At 74.0% G+C, this 14,948-nt stretch carries 14 protein-coding genes; 6 read left to right on the top strand and 8 right to left on the bottom strand.

What is annotated here, in order from left to right; translation table 11 throughout:
* Window positions 1-54: 54 nt before the first annotated feature.
* Window positions 55-429, bottom strand: a complete 375-nt coding sequence (locus MF406_RS05010; protein WP_242896888.1) for a hypothetical protein — start codon at window positions 427-429, stop codon at window positions 55-57.
* Window positions 426-1,385 (bottom strand): mycothiol conjugate amidase Mca, encoded by a 960-nt coding sequence (gene mca / locus MF406_RS05005; RefSeq protein ID WP_242897685.1) that lies wholly within the window; start codon window positions 1,383-1,385, stop codon window positions 426-428. Before mca ends, MF406_RS05010 begins: the two co-directional genes overlap by 4 nt.
* A 294-nt stretch (window positions 1,386-1,679) precedes the next feature.
* Between mca and MF406_RS05000 the strand changes: the two genes are divergently transcribed.
* Window positions 1,680-2,222 (top strand): DUF4307 domain-containing protein, encoded by a 543-nt coding sequence (locus tag MF406_RS05000; RefSeq protein WP_242896887.1) that lies wholly within the window; start codon window positions 1,680-1,682, stop codon window positions 2,220-2,222.
* Between the two features lie 207 nt (window positions 2,223-2,429).
* On the opposite strand, the gene MF406_RS04995 is transcribed toward MF406_RS05000, so the two are convergent.
* Complete coding sequence (locus MF406_RS04995) at window positions 2,430-3,623, bottom strand: transposase family protein (protein ID WP_242894381.1); 1,194 nt, start codon at window positions 3,621-3,623, stop codon at window positions 2,430-2,432.
* A gap of 263 nt (window positions 3,624-3,886) precedes the next feature.
* Between MF406_RS04995 and greA the strand changes: the two genes are divergently transcribed.
* A complete protein-coding gene (greA, locus tag MF406_RS04990) occupies window positions 3,887-4,378 on the top strand; it encodes a transcription elongation factor GreA (protein WP_242896886.1) in 492 nt (163 codons plus the stop codon).
* A 244-nt stretch (window positions 4,379-4,622) separates the two neighbouring features.
* Here the strand turns inward: greA and ilvA are convergent, their stop codons facing one another.
* The 3 genes from ilvA to MF406_RS04975 form a co-directional block, all read right to left on the bottom strand.
* A complete protein-coding gene (ilvA, locus tag MF406_RS04985; protein WP_371744599.1) occupies window positions 4,623-5,882 on the bottom strand; it encodes a threonine ammonia-lyase in 1,260 nt (419 codons plus the stop codon).
* On the bottom strand, window positions 5,879-7,315 hold the full coding sequence (locus tag MF406_RS04980; protein WP_242896885.1) for an AI-2E family transporter: 1,437 nt from the start codon (window positions 7,313-7,315) through the stop codon (window positions 5,879-5,881). Before MF406_RS04980 ends, ilvA begins: the two co-directional genes overlap by 4 nt.
* A 192-nt stretch (window positions 7,316-7,507) precedes the next feature.
* Window positions 7,508-7,999 (bottom strand): hypothetical protein, encoded by a 492-nt coding sequence (locus MF406_RS04975; protein ID WP_242896884.1) that lies wholly within the window; start codon window positions 7,997-7,999, stop codon window positions 7,508-7,510.
* Window positions 8,000-8,453: 454 nt separating this feature from the next.
* Between MF406_RS04975 and msrA the strand changes: the two genes are divergently transcribed.
* Window positions 8,454-9,158, top strand: a complete 705-nt coding sequence (gene msrA / locus MF406_RS04970; RefSeq protein WP_242896883.1) for a peptide-methionine (S)-S-oxide reductase MsrA — start codon at window positions 8,454-8,456, stop codon at window positions 9,156-9,158.
* 294 nt (window positions 9,159-9,452) lie between these two features.
* Window positions 9,453-9,983, top strand: coding sequence for a glyoxalase superfamily protein (locus MF406_RS04965; RefSeq protein WP_242896882.1), 531 nt, complete (start codon window positions 9,453-9,455; stop codon window positions 9,981-9,983).
* 63 nt (window positions 9,984-10,046) lie between these two features.
* Here the strand turns inward: MF406_RS04965 and MF406_RS04960 are convergent, their stop codons facing one another.
* Complete coding sequence (locus MF406_RS04960; RefSeq protein WP_242896881.1) at window positions 10,047-10,931, bottom strand: Bax inhibitor-1/YccA family protein; 885 nt, start codon at window positions 10,929-10,931, stop codon at window positions 10,047-10,049.
* A gap of 404 nt (window positions 10,932-11,335) precedes the next feature.
* Here MF406_RS04960 and MF406_RS04955 point away from each other — a divergent pair, with 404 nt between their 5' ends.
* Both MF406_RS04955 and MF406_RS04950 read left to right on the top strand, forming a co-directional pair.
* On the top strand, window positions 11,336-12,262 hold the full coding sequence (locus MF406_RS04955) for an ABC transporter ATP-binding protein (RefSeq protein ID WP_242896880.1): 927 nt from the start codon (window positions 11,336-11,338) through the stop codon (window positions 12,260-12,262).
* Window positions 12,259-13,110, top strand: a complete 852-nt coding sequence (locus MF406_RS04950; protein WP_242896879.1) for an ABC transporter permease subunit — start codon at window positions 12,259-12,261, stop codon at window positions 13,108-13,110. The genes MF406_RS04955 and MF406_RS04950 overlap by 4 nt, the downstream gene beginning before the upstream one ends.
* 213 nt (window positions 13,111-13,323) lie before the next feature.
* Here the strand turns inward: MF406_RS04950 and MF406_RS04945 are convergent, their stop codons facing one another.
* On the bottom strand, window positions 13,324-14,847 hold the full coding sequence (locus MF406_RS04945) for an NAD(P)/FAD-dependent oxidoreductase (protein ID WP_242896878.1): 1,524 nt from the start codon (window positions 14,845-14,847) through the stop codon (window positions 13,324-13,326).
* Between the last annotated feature and the right edge of the window lie 101 nt (window positions 14,848-14,948).

The following is a 14,948-nucleotide window of genomic DNA, read 5'->3' as shown; positions in this document are numbered from 1 at the left end:
CTGCTCCGCGGACTTTGGTATGCGGCTCAGCCGAAGCAGCGCCAGCAGCCTCGTCTACCGGCGCGGGGATGCACCGTGGCCGGTTTTCCCATCGCCCGCCGCACCTTCGCCGGTCGCGCCGTCGCCGGTCGCCCGGTCCCCGGCTGCGGCGGCATCGGCCGCGCCGGCGCCGGTCGCACCGCCGTCGCCAGTCACCCCGTCACCTGCACCGTCGGCAGCCGCACCGCCCTCGGCGCGATCGCGCACGCGCTGGTTGTGCTGGATCTTGCGCATGTGCCGGACCATGGACCAGGACAGCAGGATGGCCGCCACCGCGAGAACGAAGAAGCCGTAGAAGAAGCCCTCGATGCCGGGGCTGACCTCCCACAGCTCCTGCTCCGGGGTCGGAGTGGGGCTGGGGGTGGCGGCGAGCAGCAGCGCGAGGGTCATGGTTCCACTGTGCCAGGCTCGGCCGGCGCCGGGCGCTGGGCGTCCCGACCGCCCTCGGCCGCCGGCCTCGCCCCGTCCGCGGCCGCCCCGGCGCCGGGCAGCGAGATCCCCTCCGGGTGCACCCCGGCGAAGAGGTCGTCCTCGATCCCGTCGGCCACCGGGATGCGTGCCCGGGCGAGCTCGAACTCCTCGAACGGCCAGACCTCCGCCTCCAGGTCGCGCGGGACCTGGAAGAAGAACCCGTCGGGGTCGATCTGGGTGGCGTGGGCGCGCAGCGCGGCGTCCCGCTGGGGGAAGTAGGCGGCGCACTCGACGCGCACCGTCGCCTGCCGGCTGGGCCGGTCGTGCCGGGTCTCGAACCACTCCGCGAACGGGGAGGTCAGGCCGCGCTCCTCCATGGCGGCATGAATGGCCTCGATGCGGGCCAGGGAGAAGGAGATGTCGTAGTACAGCTTCTGCACCGCCCACGGCTCGCCCGCCTCGGGGTAGGCGGCCGGGTCCGCCGCTGCCTCGTAGGCGGCGACGGCGACCTTGTGCGCCATGACGTGGTCAGGGTGGGGATAGCCACCGTTCTCGTCGTAGCAGGTCATCACGTGCGGGCGGAACTCGCGGACCTGCCGGACCAGTGCACCCACCGGCACCTCCAGCGGCTCCAGCGCGAAGCAGCCCTCGGGCAGCGGCGGCAGCGGGTCCCCCTCGGGCAGGCCGGAGTCGACGAACCCGAGCCACACCTGCTCGATGCCGAGGGCCCGGGCCGCGGCGGCCATCTCCCGGCGGCGGTACTCGGGCATGTCCCGCAGGATCTCGGGATTCCCCTCGAGCTTGGGGTTGAGGATGTCGCCCCGCTCCCCGCCGGTGCACGTCACCACCCGGACCCGCTTCCCCTCGGCCGCGTACCTGGCCGAGGTCGCCGCCCCCTTGCTCGACTCGTCGTCGGGGTGGGCGTGGACGGCCATCAGCCGCAGCGGTTCGTCGGTCACTAGTCAGTTCCTCCCTGGTGGGCACGGGGGCCGGTCGGCCCATCGGTCCGGTTGCGGTCGGCGGTCGGGTCGGCCGGTCGGCGGTCGGGTCAGGCCGGTCGGCGGTCGGGTCGGCCGGTCGGCGGTCGGGTCGGGCCGGTCGCCGGTCGGGTCGGCCGGTCGCCGGTCGGGTCGGCCGCGTCAGCCGCGGACCGCCCCTTGGGCTCTGAGCCCGACGGTGGCGCGCCGACGACGGCCGGTCGGGGACAATGGTGGCGCATCCCCGCGGAGATGGCGACGCCCGCCGACCCCGGCGCTCCCGCCGCGGCCGGCACGCCAGCCGGGCACGCCTGGCCGGGCACCCGCGCCCCGCCGATGACGAAGGAAGGACCGACCGTGCCGACGACCCCCCGTCCCGGGCCTCCCGCCCCCTCCGGGAGCGGGGTCGACCCGGCGATCATGGCTGCCCGCTACGGCGGGGCCCGCCGTGGCCGGCCCGGCCGGATCGCCGTCGCCGGGCTCGTCGTCCTCCTCATCGCGCTGGTGGCGATCCTGGCCGCCGGCCTCGGCAGGCCGACGGCGACCGCGGAGCACGTGGGCTACACGGTGCAGGGCGACGACGCGGTCAGCGTCCGCTTCAACGTCATCACCGACCCGGGGACCACGGTCACCTGCCGGGTGGTCGCGGTCAACGACTCGTTCGCCCAGGTGGGCTTCCGGGAGGTCACGCTCGGCCCGGCGCCGAGCCGGATGACCTCGCACGAGACCGAGGTGCGGACGACCGAGCGGGCTAGCGCGGCGCACGTGGACGGCTGCTCGGTCGTCGACGGCTGACGACGGCGGCCCCCGCCCCGGGGAGGTCGCGGCCGGTGCCGCGCTCCGGCCCGGATCCCTCCGCCGCCGGCCCGCATCCGCACCGCTCCCGCGCTTGCATCCTCGCCGCTCCCGGGCTTGCATCCCCACCGTTCCCCGTGGTGCCTCATGTCAAGGTGCTCGCGAAACGGGACCGCGTGCCTCAGCTGGGTCTGCTCGCGTAGGCGGTCAGGAGGCGTCGCGGCGGGCGAGGGTCTTGGCTCGGGCGTGGCGTTCGAGCTGGGCCTGGATGGCGGTGATCCGGCGGGTCAGGTCGGCCGGGTTGAGCTCGGCCCGCACGGCGGTCAGCTCGGCGGCCTGCTCGGCGGTCAGCACCCCGGAGTCCAGGACCCGCTGGTAGGGGGTGCGGGGGGCGTCGTAGGTGCGCACGTGCCGCCCCGCGGGGGTCTCGCGCCAGCCGGTGACCTTCTTGGTCGGGAGCAGGTAGTTCTTGCGCAGGTTGACCAGCTCCCACAAGTCGCCCAGCAGCTCGAGCTCGGCGGGGGTGTCGTAGCGGTAGCGGAAGGCGTTCCTGCGCACGATGTCGCCGTTCTTCTGCTCCACGTGCGCGTTGTCGTTGGAGGTGTGCGGCCGGGACCGGGTCATGAACACCGCCCGCTGGGCGCACCAGGCCACCAGCTGGTGGTTGATGAACTCTCCGCCGTTGTCGGAGTCCAGCCCGACCAGGGGGTAGGGCAGGGTGTCGGCGAGGAGGTCGATGGCGGCCACCACCCACCGGTGCGCCCGGTTCTTGATCGCCAGGTTGGTGGTCCACCCGGTGACCACGTCGGTGCCGGTCAGGGTCCAGGCGTGCTCCCCGGCCAGGGAGTGCCCGCAGTGGGCGACCAGGTCGACCTCGAAGAACCCGGGCCGGGTCTCGGCCTCGTCGGTGGAGCGGCGCACCGCCAGCTCGCTGCGCAGCGTCGACGACGGCCTGGTGGCGGCCTTGGCGCCCGGGTAGCGGGCGGCCCGGGTCGGGGCCAGGTAGCGGTCGATCGTGGCCGGGCTCATCGCGAGCACCTCGGCGCGGACCTCCTCGGTGAGCCGGTCGGCCACCGCTGTCAGCTCGCCGTGGGCCTGCAGCACGTCCAGGGACTCGGCCAGGATCACCTTCAGGTACTTCCCGCACGGCTGCCCGCACAGGGTCCAGACCTCGATCAGGACCTTCAGCGCGTCGTAGGAGTACCCCCGCCCCCGCGGCTTGCGCACCACCGCCCGGGCCGGGCCCTTCCGGACCCGGGCCGCGGCCAGCGCGCGGCGGGCGTTGGCCCGCGACCACCCGGTGGCCCCGCACAGCTCATCGAGCATGCGGCCCTTGTCCTTCTTCCCCGCCGCGGCGTAGCTCGCCGTGTACCGCTTGGTGATCTCACGCCTGGCACCCATCGACAACCGACCCATCCGGCCAGCCCACCACCGCGGCCACGGTTCGCGAGCAGAACCCATCTGAGGCACGCGACCCGTTTCGCGAGCAACTTAGGTGAGTCTCGTCGTCCCCGTCCGGACGGCGCCACTTTGATACACTGCCGGTCTGACCCGCCGCCCCGGAAGCGGCACAGCGGTGCGAGCGCCTGGGCGGACGGTGAGTTCTTCCTGGCCTCGGCCGCGTGCTCGCGCGCCGGGGCTGAACCATTTGTGGAGGAGGACACGTGACGCAGACTCAGCCGGGTACCACCTGGCTCACGCAGGAGGCGTACAACCGCCTGAAGGCCGAGCTGGAGTACCTGTCCGGCCCGGGCCGCGCCGAGATCGCGGAGAAGATCGATGCTGCCCGCCAGGAGGGCGACCTCAAGGAGAACGGCGGGTACCACGCCGCCCGCGAGGAGCAGGGCAAGCAAGAGGCTCGGATCCTGCAGCTGACCGAGCTGCTCCGCAACGCCCACGTCGGCGAGCCGCCGCCGGACGACGGCATCATCGAGTCCGGCATGGTCGTCACCGCGACCATCGCCGGCCGCGAGCGGACCTTCCTGCTCGGCTCCCGGGAGAGCGCCTCGGACGTGGATATCGATGTCTACTCGGAGAGCTCGCCCCTCGGCGCGGCGCTGGTGGGCAAGAAGTCCGGCGACACCGCCACCTACACCGCGCCCAACGGCGCGCAGATCGAGGTCAAGGTCGGCGAGGTCAAGCCCTTCCGGGGCTGACCCAGCGGGGTGGCAAGGACCGTCGGAGGGCGGGGCTGGGACCGGCCCCGCCGCCCGACGGCGGCTGGTAGCCGGCGGCAGCAGGGGCGGCCGGCCTGCCGGTAGCCGTCGGTAGCAGCGGCGGCAGCCAACCGTTGGCCCCTAAGCGGCGGCCCGCCGGCCGGTCGCCGCCAGGAGCGGCCGGCCGCGGCCGCTAGCCTCCGGGGCCGGGGCTCGCGCCACCGCGCCGCTGCGCCCTGGCGCACTACGGCCGCAGGACCGTGTACCCCTGCTCCCGCAGGGCGGTGAGCACGGCCTCGCAGTGCTCCGGCCCCTTGGTCTCCAGCTCCACGGCGATCTCCACCTCGTCCACCCCGAGGCCGGCGCCGGTGCGGCTGTGCTCGACGCTGACGACGTTGCCGCCGACCGCCGCGAGCTCGGCCAGCAGGGCCGCGAGCCTGCCCGGGGCGTCCTGGACGAGCACCCGCATCTGCAGGTAGCGCCCGGCCGAGGACATCCCGTGCCGGATGATCCGCAGCAGCACCAGCGGGTCGACGTTGCCGCCGGTGAGCACCACGGCCACCGGGCCCGGGAACGCGCCGGGGTCGGCCAGCAGGGCCGCCACGCCGGCCGCGCCGGAGGGCTCGACGACCAGCTTGGCCCGCTCCACCACGTGCAGCACCGCCCGCGACAGCTCTTCCTCCCCGACCGTGCGCACCTCGCGCACGTGCTCGGCGATGAGGGCGAAGGGCACCGTGCCGGGCAGCGGGACGGCGATGCCGTCGGCCATCGTGCTCAGCCGCTCCAGCGCCACCGGGTGCCCGACGGCGAGCGAGGGCGGGTACGCCGCCGCGCCGGCGGCCTGCACGCCCACCACGGCCACGTCGGGGTCCACGGCGTGCACGGCGGCGGCGACCCCGGCCAGCAGCCCGCCCCCGCCGGTGGGGACGAGGATGGTCCGCACGCCGGGCACCTGCTCGAGGATCTCCAGCCCGATGGTCCCCTGCCCGGTGACGATGTCGGGGTGGTCGTAGGGGTGGATGAGGACGCGCCCGCTGGCGCCGACCTCGGCGGTGGCGGCGGCCAGCGCCTCGCCCAGGGTGGCGCCGGTGAGCACCACCTCGGCGCCGTACTGCCGGGTGGCGGCGACCTTCGGCAGCGCCGCGTCCGCCGGCATGAAGATCTTCGCGGACAGGCCCAGCTCCCGGGCGGCCAGCGCGACGCCCTGGGCGTGGTTCCCGGCCGAGGCGGCCACCACCCCCCGGGCCTGCTCCGCGGCGCTGAGCCGGGACATCCGCAGGTACGCCCCGCGGATCTTGAACGAGCCGGTGCGCTGAAGGTTCTCCGCCTTCAGCCACACCGGGGTCCCGGCCCGCCGGGCCAGGGTGGTGGAGGCCTCCACGGGGGTCCGGTGGACCACGGGCTCCAGGACGCGCGCGGCCTCGACGAAGGCCGGCCGGTCGAAGGCCGGGTCGCCGGCCCCCGCCGGTGGCGCCTCCCCCCGCTGCCGCGGCGTGGCCGTCACGGCCGCCCCTGCCCGGGCGTCCCACCCGGCCCCGGCGTGCCGCCCGGCCCCGGCGTGCCGCCCGATCCGGGTGCCCCGCCCTGCCTGGGGGCGCCGACCTGCCCCGGCGCGCCGTCGAACCGGGCGGCGTCCTCGTGCTCGACCGGCGCGTCCTCGTCGTCGGCGATATGGGCGTAGGAGTCCTCGATCGCTGCGGAGAGCTCACCCGGCGGGCCGCCCGGGCGGTTCAGGTCCTCGGCGATGGCGGGGAACTTGTCGTGGCCGTGCAGGTAGAGCAGCACGGTGTTGACGACGGCGGCGATCGGCACCGCGAGGAGCGCGCCGAGGACGCCGACCACCCCGGTGCCGGCGGTCACCACGAGCAGCACGGCGATCGGGTGCAGGGAGACCGCGTTGCCCATGAGCCAGGGCTGCAGCACGTTGCCCTCGAGCTGCTGCACGAGCAGGACCACGCCCAGCATGATCAGCGCGGTCACCAGGCCCTGGTCCACCAGGGCCACCAGGACCGCGATGCTGCCGGTGATCAGGGCACCGACGATGGGCACGAACGAGCCGAGGAACACCAGCACACCGAGCGGCAGGGCGAGCGGCACGCCGAGGATGGCCGCACCGCCGGCGATCCCGACGGCGTCGACGAAGGCCACCAGGATCTGGGTGCGGGTGTAGCCGCCGAGCGTCAGCCAGGCCCGGATGCCGGCCTCGTTGACCCGGTCCCGGGCCCGGACGGGCGTGAGCCGGACGACCCACTGCCAGATGCGGCGGCCTTCCTTGAGGAAGAAGAAGAGGCAGAACAGGGCGATGACGGCGCCGGTGAGCACGGAGGTGACGGAGCCGGTGACGTTCGCGACGCCGCTGACGAGGGTCCCGGAGTTCGCCTGGATCTGGTCGGTGAGCTGGCCGAGCCAGGTCTCGATCTGCGCGTCGTCGATGCCGAGCGGGCCGTCGCTGAGCCAGGTGCGCAGCTGGTCGAAGCCGGCAACCGCGCGGTCCGCGAGGGCGCCGAAGCCGACGAAGATCGACCGCCCGGCGAGGGTGATCAGCCCGACGACGAGGGCCAGGGTGAGCAGGATCGCCGAGGCGGCGGCCGCCGCGCGGGGGAAGCGCAGGTAGCGGCGCAGCCAGCGGCCGACCGGGTCCAGGAGCACGGCGAGGAGGAGGGCGACCAGAAGGGCGACGACGATCGTCTTGAAGGTCACGATGACGTACCCGACGGCCACGGCGGCCAGCGCGATCACCAGGATCCGCCAGGACCAGGCGGCGGTGGCGCGCATCGACCAGGGCACGGCCTCGGCCGGGTCGGTCCGGCTCCCGGCCTGCCGGGTCACCGCACGGGTCGGGGTCGCTACCTCCCGGGCCCGCGAGGGACCCGTACGGTCGGCCCGCGCCCGGGCCGAGGCCAGGCGCGTGCGCCAGGTGACGTTGTGGTCAGCCATGGTCTCCTCGTTCGCCGCGGTCCAGCCTGTAGCGTACGGGCGGTTGCCCCGGGGGCAGCGTACGGGCGGCTGCCCGCGCGGTGCCCGCGGTGCGTCTGGACTCGCCGGTGGCCGCCGCCGTCGGCCGGAGCACAGCGGAGGCGCCGGACGACGGCGGTCGCCGGCCGGTGGGGGCAGGTTCGGCTGGCGCCGCTAGACGGATCTGCCTCCGACCGTCGAGCTCGAGGGATCCTCCTCCCCCGCGTCCGTCGGGCTCGGCGCCAGGACCTCGAGCACGCGCCGGACGTCGCCGTCGTCGGCGTCACAGCCCACGAGGTAGCGCCGGCCGTCGTGCAGCGTGAGGCTGATCGCCGCCGAACCGCCGGCCGAGTAGAGGAGCCCCTTCGGTGATCTCGCGGAGCCCTTGATGCCCCACCCGCCGTAGGACTCGAACGCGTCGACGAGCGGGATGAGCTCGACGTGCTCGACGTCGGCACGCCGGAACTTGCTCCGTGCCATCGGCGAGAACCCGACGCGCACGGTGTCAGCAGAGACGCGGATGAAGGCACTGGAGAGGAAGGCGAAGCCAACTGGCAGGAGCGTGAGCAGACCTATGACGACGGTGCCGACGACGGGATCACCGTTCCCGCGGCCGGAGGCGACGACACCCATGAAGAGCAGATAGGCAGGCAGGGGCAGCAGCATGAGCAGGTTGAGCGACGGGCTCAGCCGCCTGCGGTATGTCGCTTGCATCAGATCCCCCGCTCACAACTCGCTCTCAGCGGCACCGGCCCTGGCCTGGCCCACCCCTCCACCATGGCCGACGCGCCGGCAGGCGTCAGCTTCCGCAGCCGCGGCGGGGCCTGCACCGCCCCGGCGTTCACGACCCTGTTCCGGCGTTCACGACGCCGTCCCGTCGCTCCGGACACAGTCCCGGCGCTCCCGACGCCCGTCACAACGCCGTCCCAGCGCCCACGACACGGCCCGGCGGCTCGTGCCCGGCGGGCCCGTGCACCCGTGCGGTTGTGCGCCGACGACGCGACCGCCGTCGTCCCGTCACGGCAACACCGACGCCTGCCCACCGGCCGGAAGAACCGGCGGTGCACAGCTGTTGACTATGGGGCGAGCCCCGGCTCGCGTCCCGAGACGAGGAGGAACGATGTTCGGACTTGGCCGCAGCACCCAGATGGTGACCCCCGAGGCGGCACTGCCCGGCCGGCCGACGTTGCCGTTCCCGGTCCCGACCCGCCACGAGGTCCTGGGCACGCCGCTGCAGGGCCCGTGGCCGGACGGTTCCGAGGTGATGTACGTGGCGATGGGCTGCTTCTGGGGGGCGGAGCGGATCTTCTGGCGCCTCCCCGGCGTCATCTCGACGGCGGCCGGCTACGTCGGCGGGTACACGCCGCACCCGACCTACGAGGAGGTGTGCACCGGTCGGACCGGGCACACCGAGGCCGTCCAGGTCGTGTACGACCCCGCCCAGACCAACCCCGAGCTGCTGCTGAAGGCGTTCTGGGAGAACCACGACCCGACCACGGCGAACCGGCAGGGCAACGACGTCGGCACCCAGTACCGGTCGGCCATCTACTGGACGACGCCGGGCCAGGAGGCCGCGGCGCGCGCCACCAAGGAGGCCTTCCAGCAGGTGCTCACCGAGCACGGCCACGGCGCCATCACCACCGAGCTGCGCCCCTACGCGGAGGCCGGGGCGTTCTACTACGCGGAGGCCTACCACCAGCAGTACCTCCACAAGAACCCGGGCGGGTACTGCAACCACGGCCCGAACGGGATGACCTGCCCGGTCGGGCTGGTGCGGCAGGACCAGCTGCCCGCCCAGCAGGACATCGTCGCGCCGCGGGCGTAGCCCCGGCGAGGACGGGGCCGTAGCCCGTCCGGACGAGGCGTGGCCCAGCCAGAGGCGGAGCCCGTCAGGCGTGGAGAACGGGGGCCGATCGGTACGCCCCCGTTCGTCGTCCTCGCGCGAGTGCTCGTATCCTGACCGCAGGGCTACTCGATGGGCCTGCCGCCCGCGCCGAGGTTCTCGGTCTCGGTGAATGCATCGACGGTTCTTCTGTCAGAGGTTCTCGTGACTGTCACGGTGCCCGGACGGCAACGCGGGCACCGACCAGGCCTTTGGCACCGAGAGAGCGCAGAACCGATGAATCTGTCCCTGAGCGACGCCAAGACCGCTGCACGAGCGCTTCGCCGCAGTCTCGCCGCGACCGACATCTCGATCAGCCACAGCCGCGCGCTGGAGATCGTCTCCCAGCAGCTCGGCTTCACCGACTGGAACACCGCGTCGGCCATGCTGTCCACCCCGCACGCGGCCTCGGGACCAGCGGTTCCGGTGCTCCGCATCCACGACGAAGCACTGGCCCGGGAGTTCTACCTGGACTACCTCCGGTTCGCCGTCGAGTGGGAGCACCGCTTCGAGCCCGGCATGCCCCTGTACCTGCGCATCCGCCGCGACGAGACCGTGGTGGACCTGTCCGAGCACCACGGCGACGGCACGCCGGGCGCCGCGGTGTGGGTACCCGTTGCCAGTGCTGCCGCCTTCCATGCCGACATCTCTGGACGGCCGCACCCCCGCCTGCGCCCCGGCATCGACCGCGACGCTCCTGGAGGGCCCACGGTCGAGGTGACCGACCCCTTCGGGAACATCCTGCGCTTCTGCGAGGTCACCGACTGACGCGGTGACGCACAGGGTCGGGCCGGCAGCGACCGGCGGCTGCGAGGGTCGCCGGCCGCGCGCTCACTCCTCGCGCAGGATGGCGAGCAGGCGCAGGAACTCCAGGTACAGCCACACCAGGGTCACCGCCAGCCCGAACGCCGCGGACCAGGCGAAGCGGCCGGGGACGCCGGCGTCCACGCCGCGCTTGATGGCGTCGAAGTCCATGATCAGGCAGACCGCAGCCAGCCCGACGGCGAAGACACCGATGAACACGCCCAGCGGGATCCCCATCAGCTCCACGCCCGTGCGCAGCCCCCACGGGTCGGCGGACGCGCCGGTGAGCATGAGGACCACGTTCACCAGCGAGAACAGCGCGTACCCGACGAGGGCGACGAGCACGATGCGGGTCAGCTTCGGGGTGACCCGGACGGTGCCGGACTTGAACAGGAACAGCGCCGCGGCGAACGTGGCGGCCGTGCCGATCACCGCCTGGAGGACGATGCCCTCCCACTGGGCGTTGAAGACCGCGGAGATGCCGCCGAGGAAGACGCCCTCGGCCGCGGCGTAGGCGAGGATCAGGCCCTTGCTCGGCTCCCGCTTGAAGGAGTTGACCAGGCCCAGGACCAGGCCGACGAGCGCGCCACCCATGGTCAGCGCCACGTTCGGACCGGCGACCCAGTGGGCCGCGCCGGCGAGCACGATGACGGCGAGGACCAGGCCGGTCTTGACGATGACGTCGTCGTAGGTCATCCGGCCGGTGTCGGCGGGCGCGGCGGGCGGCTGGCGGTACGCGCGCTCGAGGTCCGCCACCTCCCCGGCGGCCAGGCCGGGCTGGCTCGGTGCCGGCTGACGGGCGGCGGGCCGGCCGCCGTCGGGAACGTACCCCGGGTAGGCCGGGTAGCCGGCGGGCGTGCGCTGGGCGTTCTGCCCGAAGTACGGGCTCTTCTCAAAGACGGGGTTGCTCACTGTGCCTCCTGGTCGCGGCGCCCGGTGACGCGCTGGTGTCGCTGGCCTGACGCCCATCCTAGGGTGCGGGAGACGCCGACAGCTGGTGCTGACCGGACAAACGGCCGGCCCGGCCCGGGTGTTCCCGCCCGTCCTCGGCCGCTGGTGGCTCGGGGCCAGGTGCTTTCCAGGGGCACAGGCGGGGCATGGGGTGACGGGCAGGCATGGGGCGAAGAGGGCCGGGCATGGGCGACCGGGCGGGGCGCGTGGGTGACCGGGCGGGGTATGGACGTGACCGCGGACGGTCGGGGATGACAGGCTACGCACCGGGCCGCACGCCCGGGCGCCGGGCCGACGGCGCCCGGTCCCGCCGGGGACCGGTGCGGCCCGTGGACCCCTGACAGCAGCTCTGGAGAGGCCCGGACATGATCGAGGCAGACGCCCTGACCAAGCGGTACGGCGAGAAGGTCGCCGTCGACGGCGTCAGCTTCACCGTCCGGCCCGGCAGCGTCACCGGGTTCCTCGGGCCGAACGGGGCGGGGAAGTCCACCACCATGCGGATGATCGTCGGGCTGGACCGGCCCACGGCCGGGACGGTGACGGTCAACGGCCGGCCGTACAGCGAGCACCGCTCGCCGCTGCGGGAGGTCGGGGTGCTGCTCGACGCCAAGGCCGTGCACCCCGGGCGGACCGCGCGGTCCCACCTGCGCACCATGGCGGCCACCCACAACATCTCCCGACGGCGGGTGGACGAGGTCATCGAGATGACCGGGCTGGGCGACGTCGCCGGCAAGCGGGTGGGCGGGTTCTCGCTCGGGATGGGCCAGCGGCTGGGCATCGCCGCGGCCATGCTCGGCGACCCGCGCACCCTCATCCTGGACGAGCCGGTCAACGGCCTGGACCCCGAGGGCGTGAAGTGGGTGCGCCAGCTGGTGCGCTACCTCGCCGAGTCCGGCCGCACCGTCTTCCTCTCCTCCCACCTGATGAGCGAGATGGCGCAGACCGCCGACCAGCTCCTCGTCATCGGCAGGGGCCGGATCATCACGGCCGGGCCGGTGCAGGACGTGATCGACGCGGTGCAGGCCAGCGCGGTGCGGGTCCGCTCCCCGCAGGCCACCGACCTCGCCGAGCTCCTCACCGCCCGCGGCGCCACCGTGGCCGGTCCCGAGCCGGGGCTGCTCCAGGTCAGCGGCCTGGGCGCCGAGCAGGTCGGGGAGGCGGCGGCCGCCGCCGGCCTCGTCCTGCACGAGCTGACCCCGACCCGCGGCAGCCTGGAGGACGCCTACCTGGCCCTGACCCAGGACGCCGTGGAGTACCAGTCCGCCCCCGCCGCCGAGGAGGCCAGCCGATGAGCACCGCCACCACCGCCGCCCCGCCCGCCGGCCGCCGCGCGGCGGCCGGGCCCGCGCCGCGCCTGACCTTCCTCGGGGTGCTGCGCGGGGAGTGGATCAAGCTGCTCTCGCTGCGCTCGACGTGGTGGACCCTCGCCGTGACCGTCGTCGTCATGGCCCTGTTCGCCCTGGCCCAGGCCGCCTCGCTGGAGGTGCTGATGGACCCCGAGTTCGGCGGGGGCGGGCCGGTGAGCATCCACGGGGCCGAGGTGATCACCGGGGGCTACCAGTTCGCCATGGTGACCGTGGCCGTGCTGGGGGCGCTGGCGATGACCGGTGAGTACAGCACCGGCATGATCCGCTCCACCCTCGCCGCGGTGCCCACCCGGCTGCCGGTGCTCGCCGCCAAGGCGATCATCCTGGTCGGGCTCACCGTGGTGGTGGCCGCCGTCGGCATCGCCGTCTCGGCGCTGGTGACGGCGCCGATGCTGGCCGAGCACGACCTGGTCCCCGCGATGGACGACCCGGACACCTGGCAGGTCTTCGGCGGCACGGTGTACTTCCTCGTCGCCGTCGCGCTGTTCGCCCTGGGGCTGGGCGCGGTCCTGCGGCACAGCGCCGGCACCATCACCGCGGTCCTCGGCGCGCTGCTCCTGCTGCCGATGATCCTGCAGTTCATCTCGCTGGACTGGGTGCAGGACGCCCTCGCCTACCTCCCGCTGCCGGCCGCCACCGCGTTCGTCGCGGTCAGCGAGATGCTCGCCATCGGGGACGGGCTCAGCCCGTGGCAAGGCGTGGCGGTGCTGGGCGGCTACGCGGTCCTGGCGCTGGTCGCCGGGGCGGTGCTGCTGCGCCGGCGCGACGCCTGAGCCAGCGGGACGCCTGAGGTCGCGCACCTGGAGCGTCGACCCGGCGGACGACGGCGGGCGGCGGGGCGGGCAGGCCGCCATCAATTGGCCTTGCGGCTCGGTCAGGTCACAGCACGTGGCTGGACAACGAGGTCGACCTGCCCGCCCGGTGCCATTGTGCCCCGCCCCGGGACGCAGGGCCAGAGCTCCCGCCGACGGGGCCGGCCGGCCGGGTCACTGGTTGCCGGAGGGCTGCTTCCCGCCGGGGATGGAGGCCTTGTCGTGCGACGGCGCCGGCTTCTTGCCCGAGGCCGCGGCCGCCGTGAAGGCCGCCCGCGGGTTCTGCAGGGCGTCCAGCGCGACCAGCTCGCGGCGGAAGAACAGGGCCTCGGTCCAGTCCGCGAGGATGCGGACTTTGCGCTCGAAGGAGGGCATGGCCAGCACGTGGTAGGTGCGGTGCATGAACCAGGCGAGCGGCCCGCGGAACTTGTGGCCCTGGATCTGCGCGACCCCCTTGTACAGGCCGAGGGAGGCGACCGTGCCGATGTTCTCGTGCCGGTACTCCTCCGGCGCCTGCCCGCGCAGGACGCGGACCAGGTTGGTGCCGAGCTGGCGGCCCTGGCGGACGGCGTGCTGCGCCGTCGGGGCGGTGGTGGCCCCGGGGGCGGCGGCGGTGAGGTCCGGGACCGCCGCGCAGTCCCCGGCGGCCCAGGCGTTGGGGACGACGTCCCCGTTCTCGTCGACGACCTGCAGCATCGCGTTGGTCCGGACCCGGCCGCGCTCGTCCAGCGGGAGGTCGGTGTCGGCGAGCATCGGGTTGGCCTTGACCCCGGCGGTCCACACCACGGTGTCCGCCTCGAACTTCTCGCCGGAGGAGAGCTCGATGTGCCCGTCCACGCAGGAGTTGAGGAAGGTGTTGAGCCGGATGTCGACGCCGCGGGCGCGGAGCTGCTCGATCGCGTAGCCGCCCAGCTCCTCCCCCAGCTCGGGCAGGATCCGCCCGGTGCCCTCGACCAGGACGAAGCGGAGGTCCTCCTCCTCGATGGAGTCGAACTCCTTGGTGGCGGTCCGGGCCATGTCCTCGACCTCGCCGATGGCCTCGACGCCGGCGAACCCGCCGCCGACGAAGACGAACGTCAGCATGCGGCGCCGCAGCTCGGGGTCCCAGCTCGAGGCGGCCACGGCCATCCGGTTGAGGACCTGGTTCCGCAGCGCGGTGGCCTCCTCAATCTGCTTGAAGCCGTTCGCGAACTCGGCCAGGCCGGGGATGGGCAGCGTGCGGGGCACGGAGCCGACCCCGATGACGAGGTGGTCGTAGGTCACCTCGTAGGGCTCCTCGTCCTCGACGAGCGGGGTGATGACCGCCTTGCGCTCGGCGTGGCGGACCTCGGTGACGTTGCCGGTGAGGACCGTCGCGCCGCGGAGCTCGCGGCGCAGGGAGGTCACCACGTGGCGCGGCTCGATGGACCCGGCCGCTGCCTCGGGGAGGAAGGGGTGGTAGGTCATGTACGGGCGCGGGTCGACGACGGCGATCTCGGCGGCGTCGCGGCCCAGCTGCTTGCGCAGGCTGAACGCGGTGTAGAGGCCGATGTAGCCGCCGCCGACGATGAGGATCCGCGGGGTGCCGCCGGGCTGGACAGGGCGGTCGTCGCGGTCGTCCTGGGCGTCGCGGCGGGCGCGCACCGCCAGGGCACCGGCGCCGGCGAGGGCGGCGGCGACGACGGACGGCAGGGCGACGGAACGCGGGTTCACGGCCATGGCTCTCATGCTAGGACCGAGGTCCTAGTGGCACACCCGGAGGTGGAGGTGGGCCTGGTCACGGGCGCCCTCGGGACGGCGCTGCCGACCCGCCGCTGCCG

The sequence above is a fragment of the Georgenia sp. TF02-10 genome (assembly GCF_022759505.1).
GTDB lineage: Bacteria > Actinomycetota > Actinomycetes > Actinomycetales > Actinomycetaceae > TF02-10.
This window is presented reverse-complemented; position numbering and strand designations above follow the sequence as displayed.

Bases quoted from the DNA above. Each gene is read 5' to 3' on its own strand.
- msrA (WP_242896883.1), top strand. From the start codon at position 8,454: ATGTTCGGACTTGGCCGCAGCACCCAGATGGTGACCCCCGAGGCGGCA.
- mca (WP_242897685.1), bottom strand. From the start codon at position 1,385: ATGGCCGTCCACGCCCACCCCGACGACGAGTCGAGCAAGGGGGCGGCG.
- MF406_RS05000 (WP_242896887.1), top strand. From the start codon at position 1,680: ATGGCGACGCCCGCCGACCCCGGCGCTCCCGCCGCGGCCGGCACGCCA.
- MF406_RS04980 (WP_242896885.1), bottom strand. From the start codon at position 7,315: ATGGCTGACCACAACGTCACCTGGCGCACGCGCCTGGCCTCGGCCCGG.
- MF406_RS04955 (WP_242896880.1), top strand. From the start codon at position 11,336: ATGATCGAGGCAGACGCCCTGACCAAGCGGTACGGCGAGAAGGTCGCC.
- MF406_RS04945 (WP_242896878.1), bottom strand. From the start codon at position 14,847: ATGGCCGTGAACCCGCGTTCCGTCGCCCTGCCGTCCGTCGTCGCCGCC.
- MF406_RS04995 (WP_242894381.1), bottom strand. From the start codon at position 3,623: ATGGGTGCCAGGCGTGAGATCACCAAGCGGTACACGGCGAGCTACGCC.
- MF406_RS04965 (WP_242896882.1), top strand. From the start codon at position 9,453: ATGAATCTGTCCCTGAGCGACGCCAAGACCGCTGCACGAGCGCTTCGC.
- MF406_RS05010 (WP_242896888.1), bottom strand. From the start codon at position 429: ATGACCCTCGCGCTGCTGCTCGCCGCCACCCCCAGCCCCACTCCGACC.
- MF406_RS04950 (WP_242896879.1), top strand. From the start codon at position 12,259: ATGAGCACCGCCACCACCGCCGCCCCGCCCGCCGGCCGCCGCGCGGCG.
- MF406_RS04975 (WP_242896884.1), bottom strand. From the start codon at position 7,999: ATGCTGCTGCCCCTGCCTGCCTATCTGCTCTTCATGGGTGTCGTCGCC.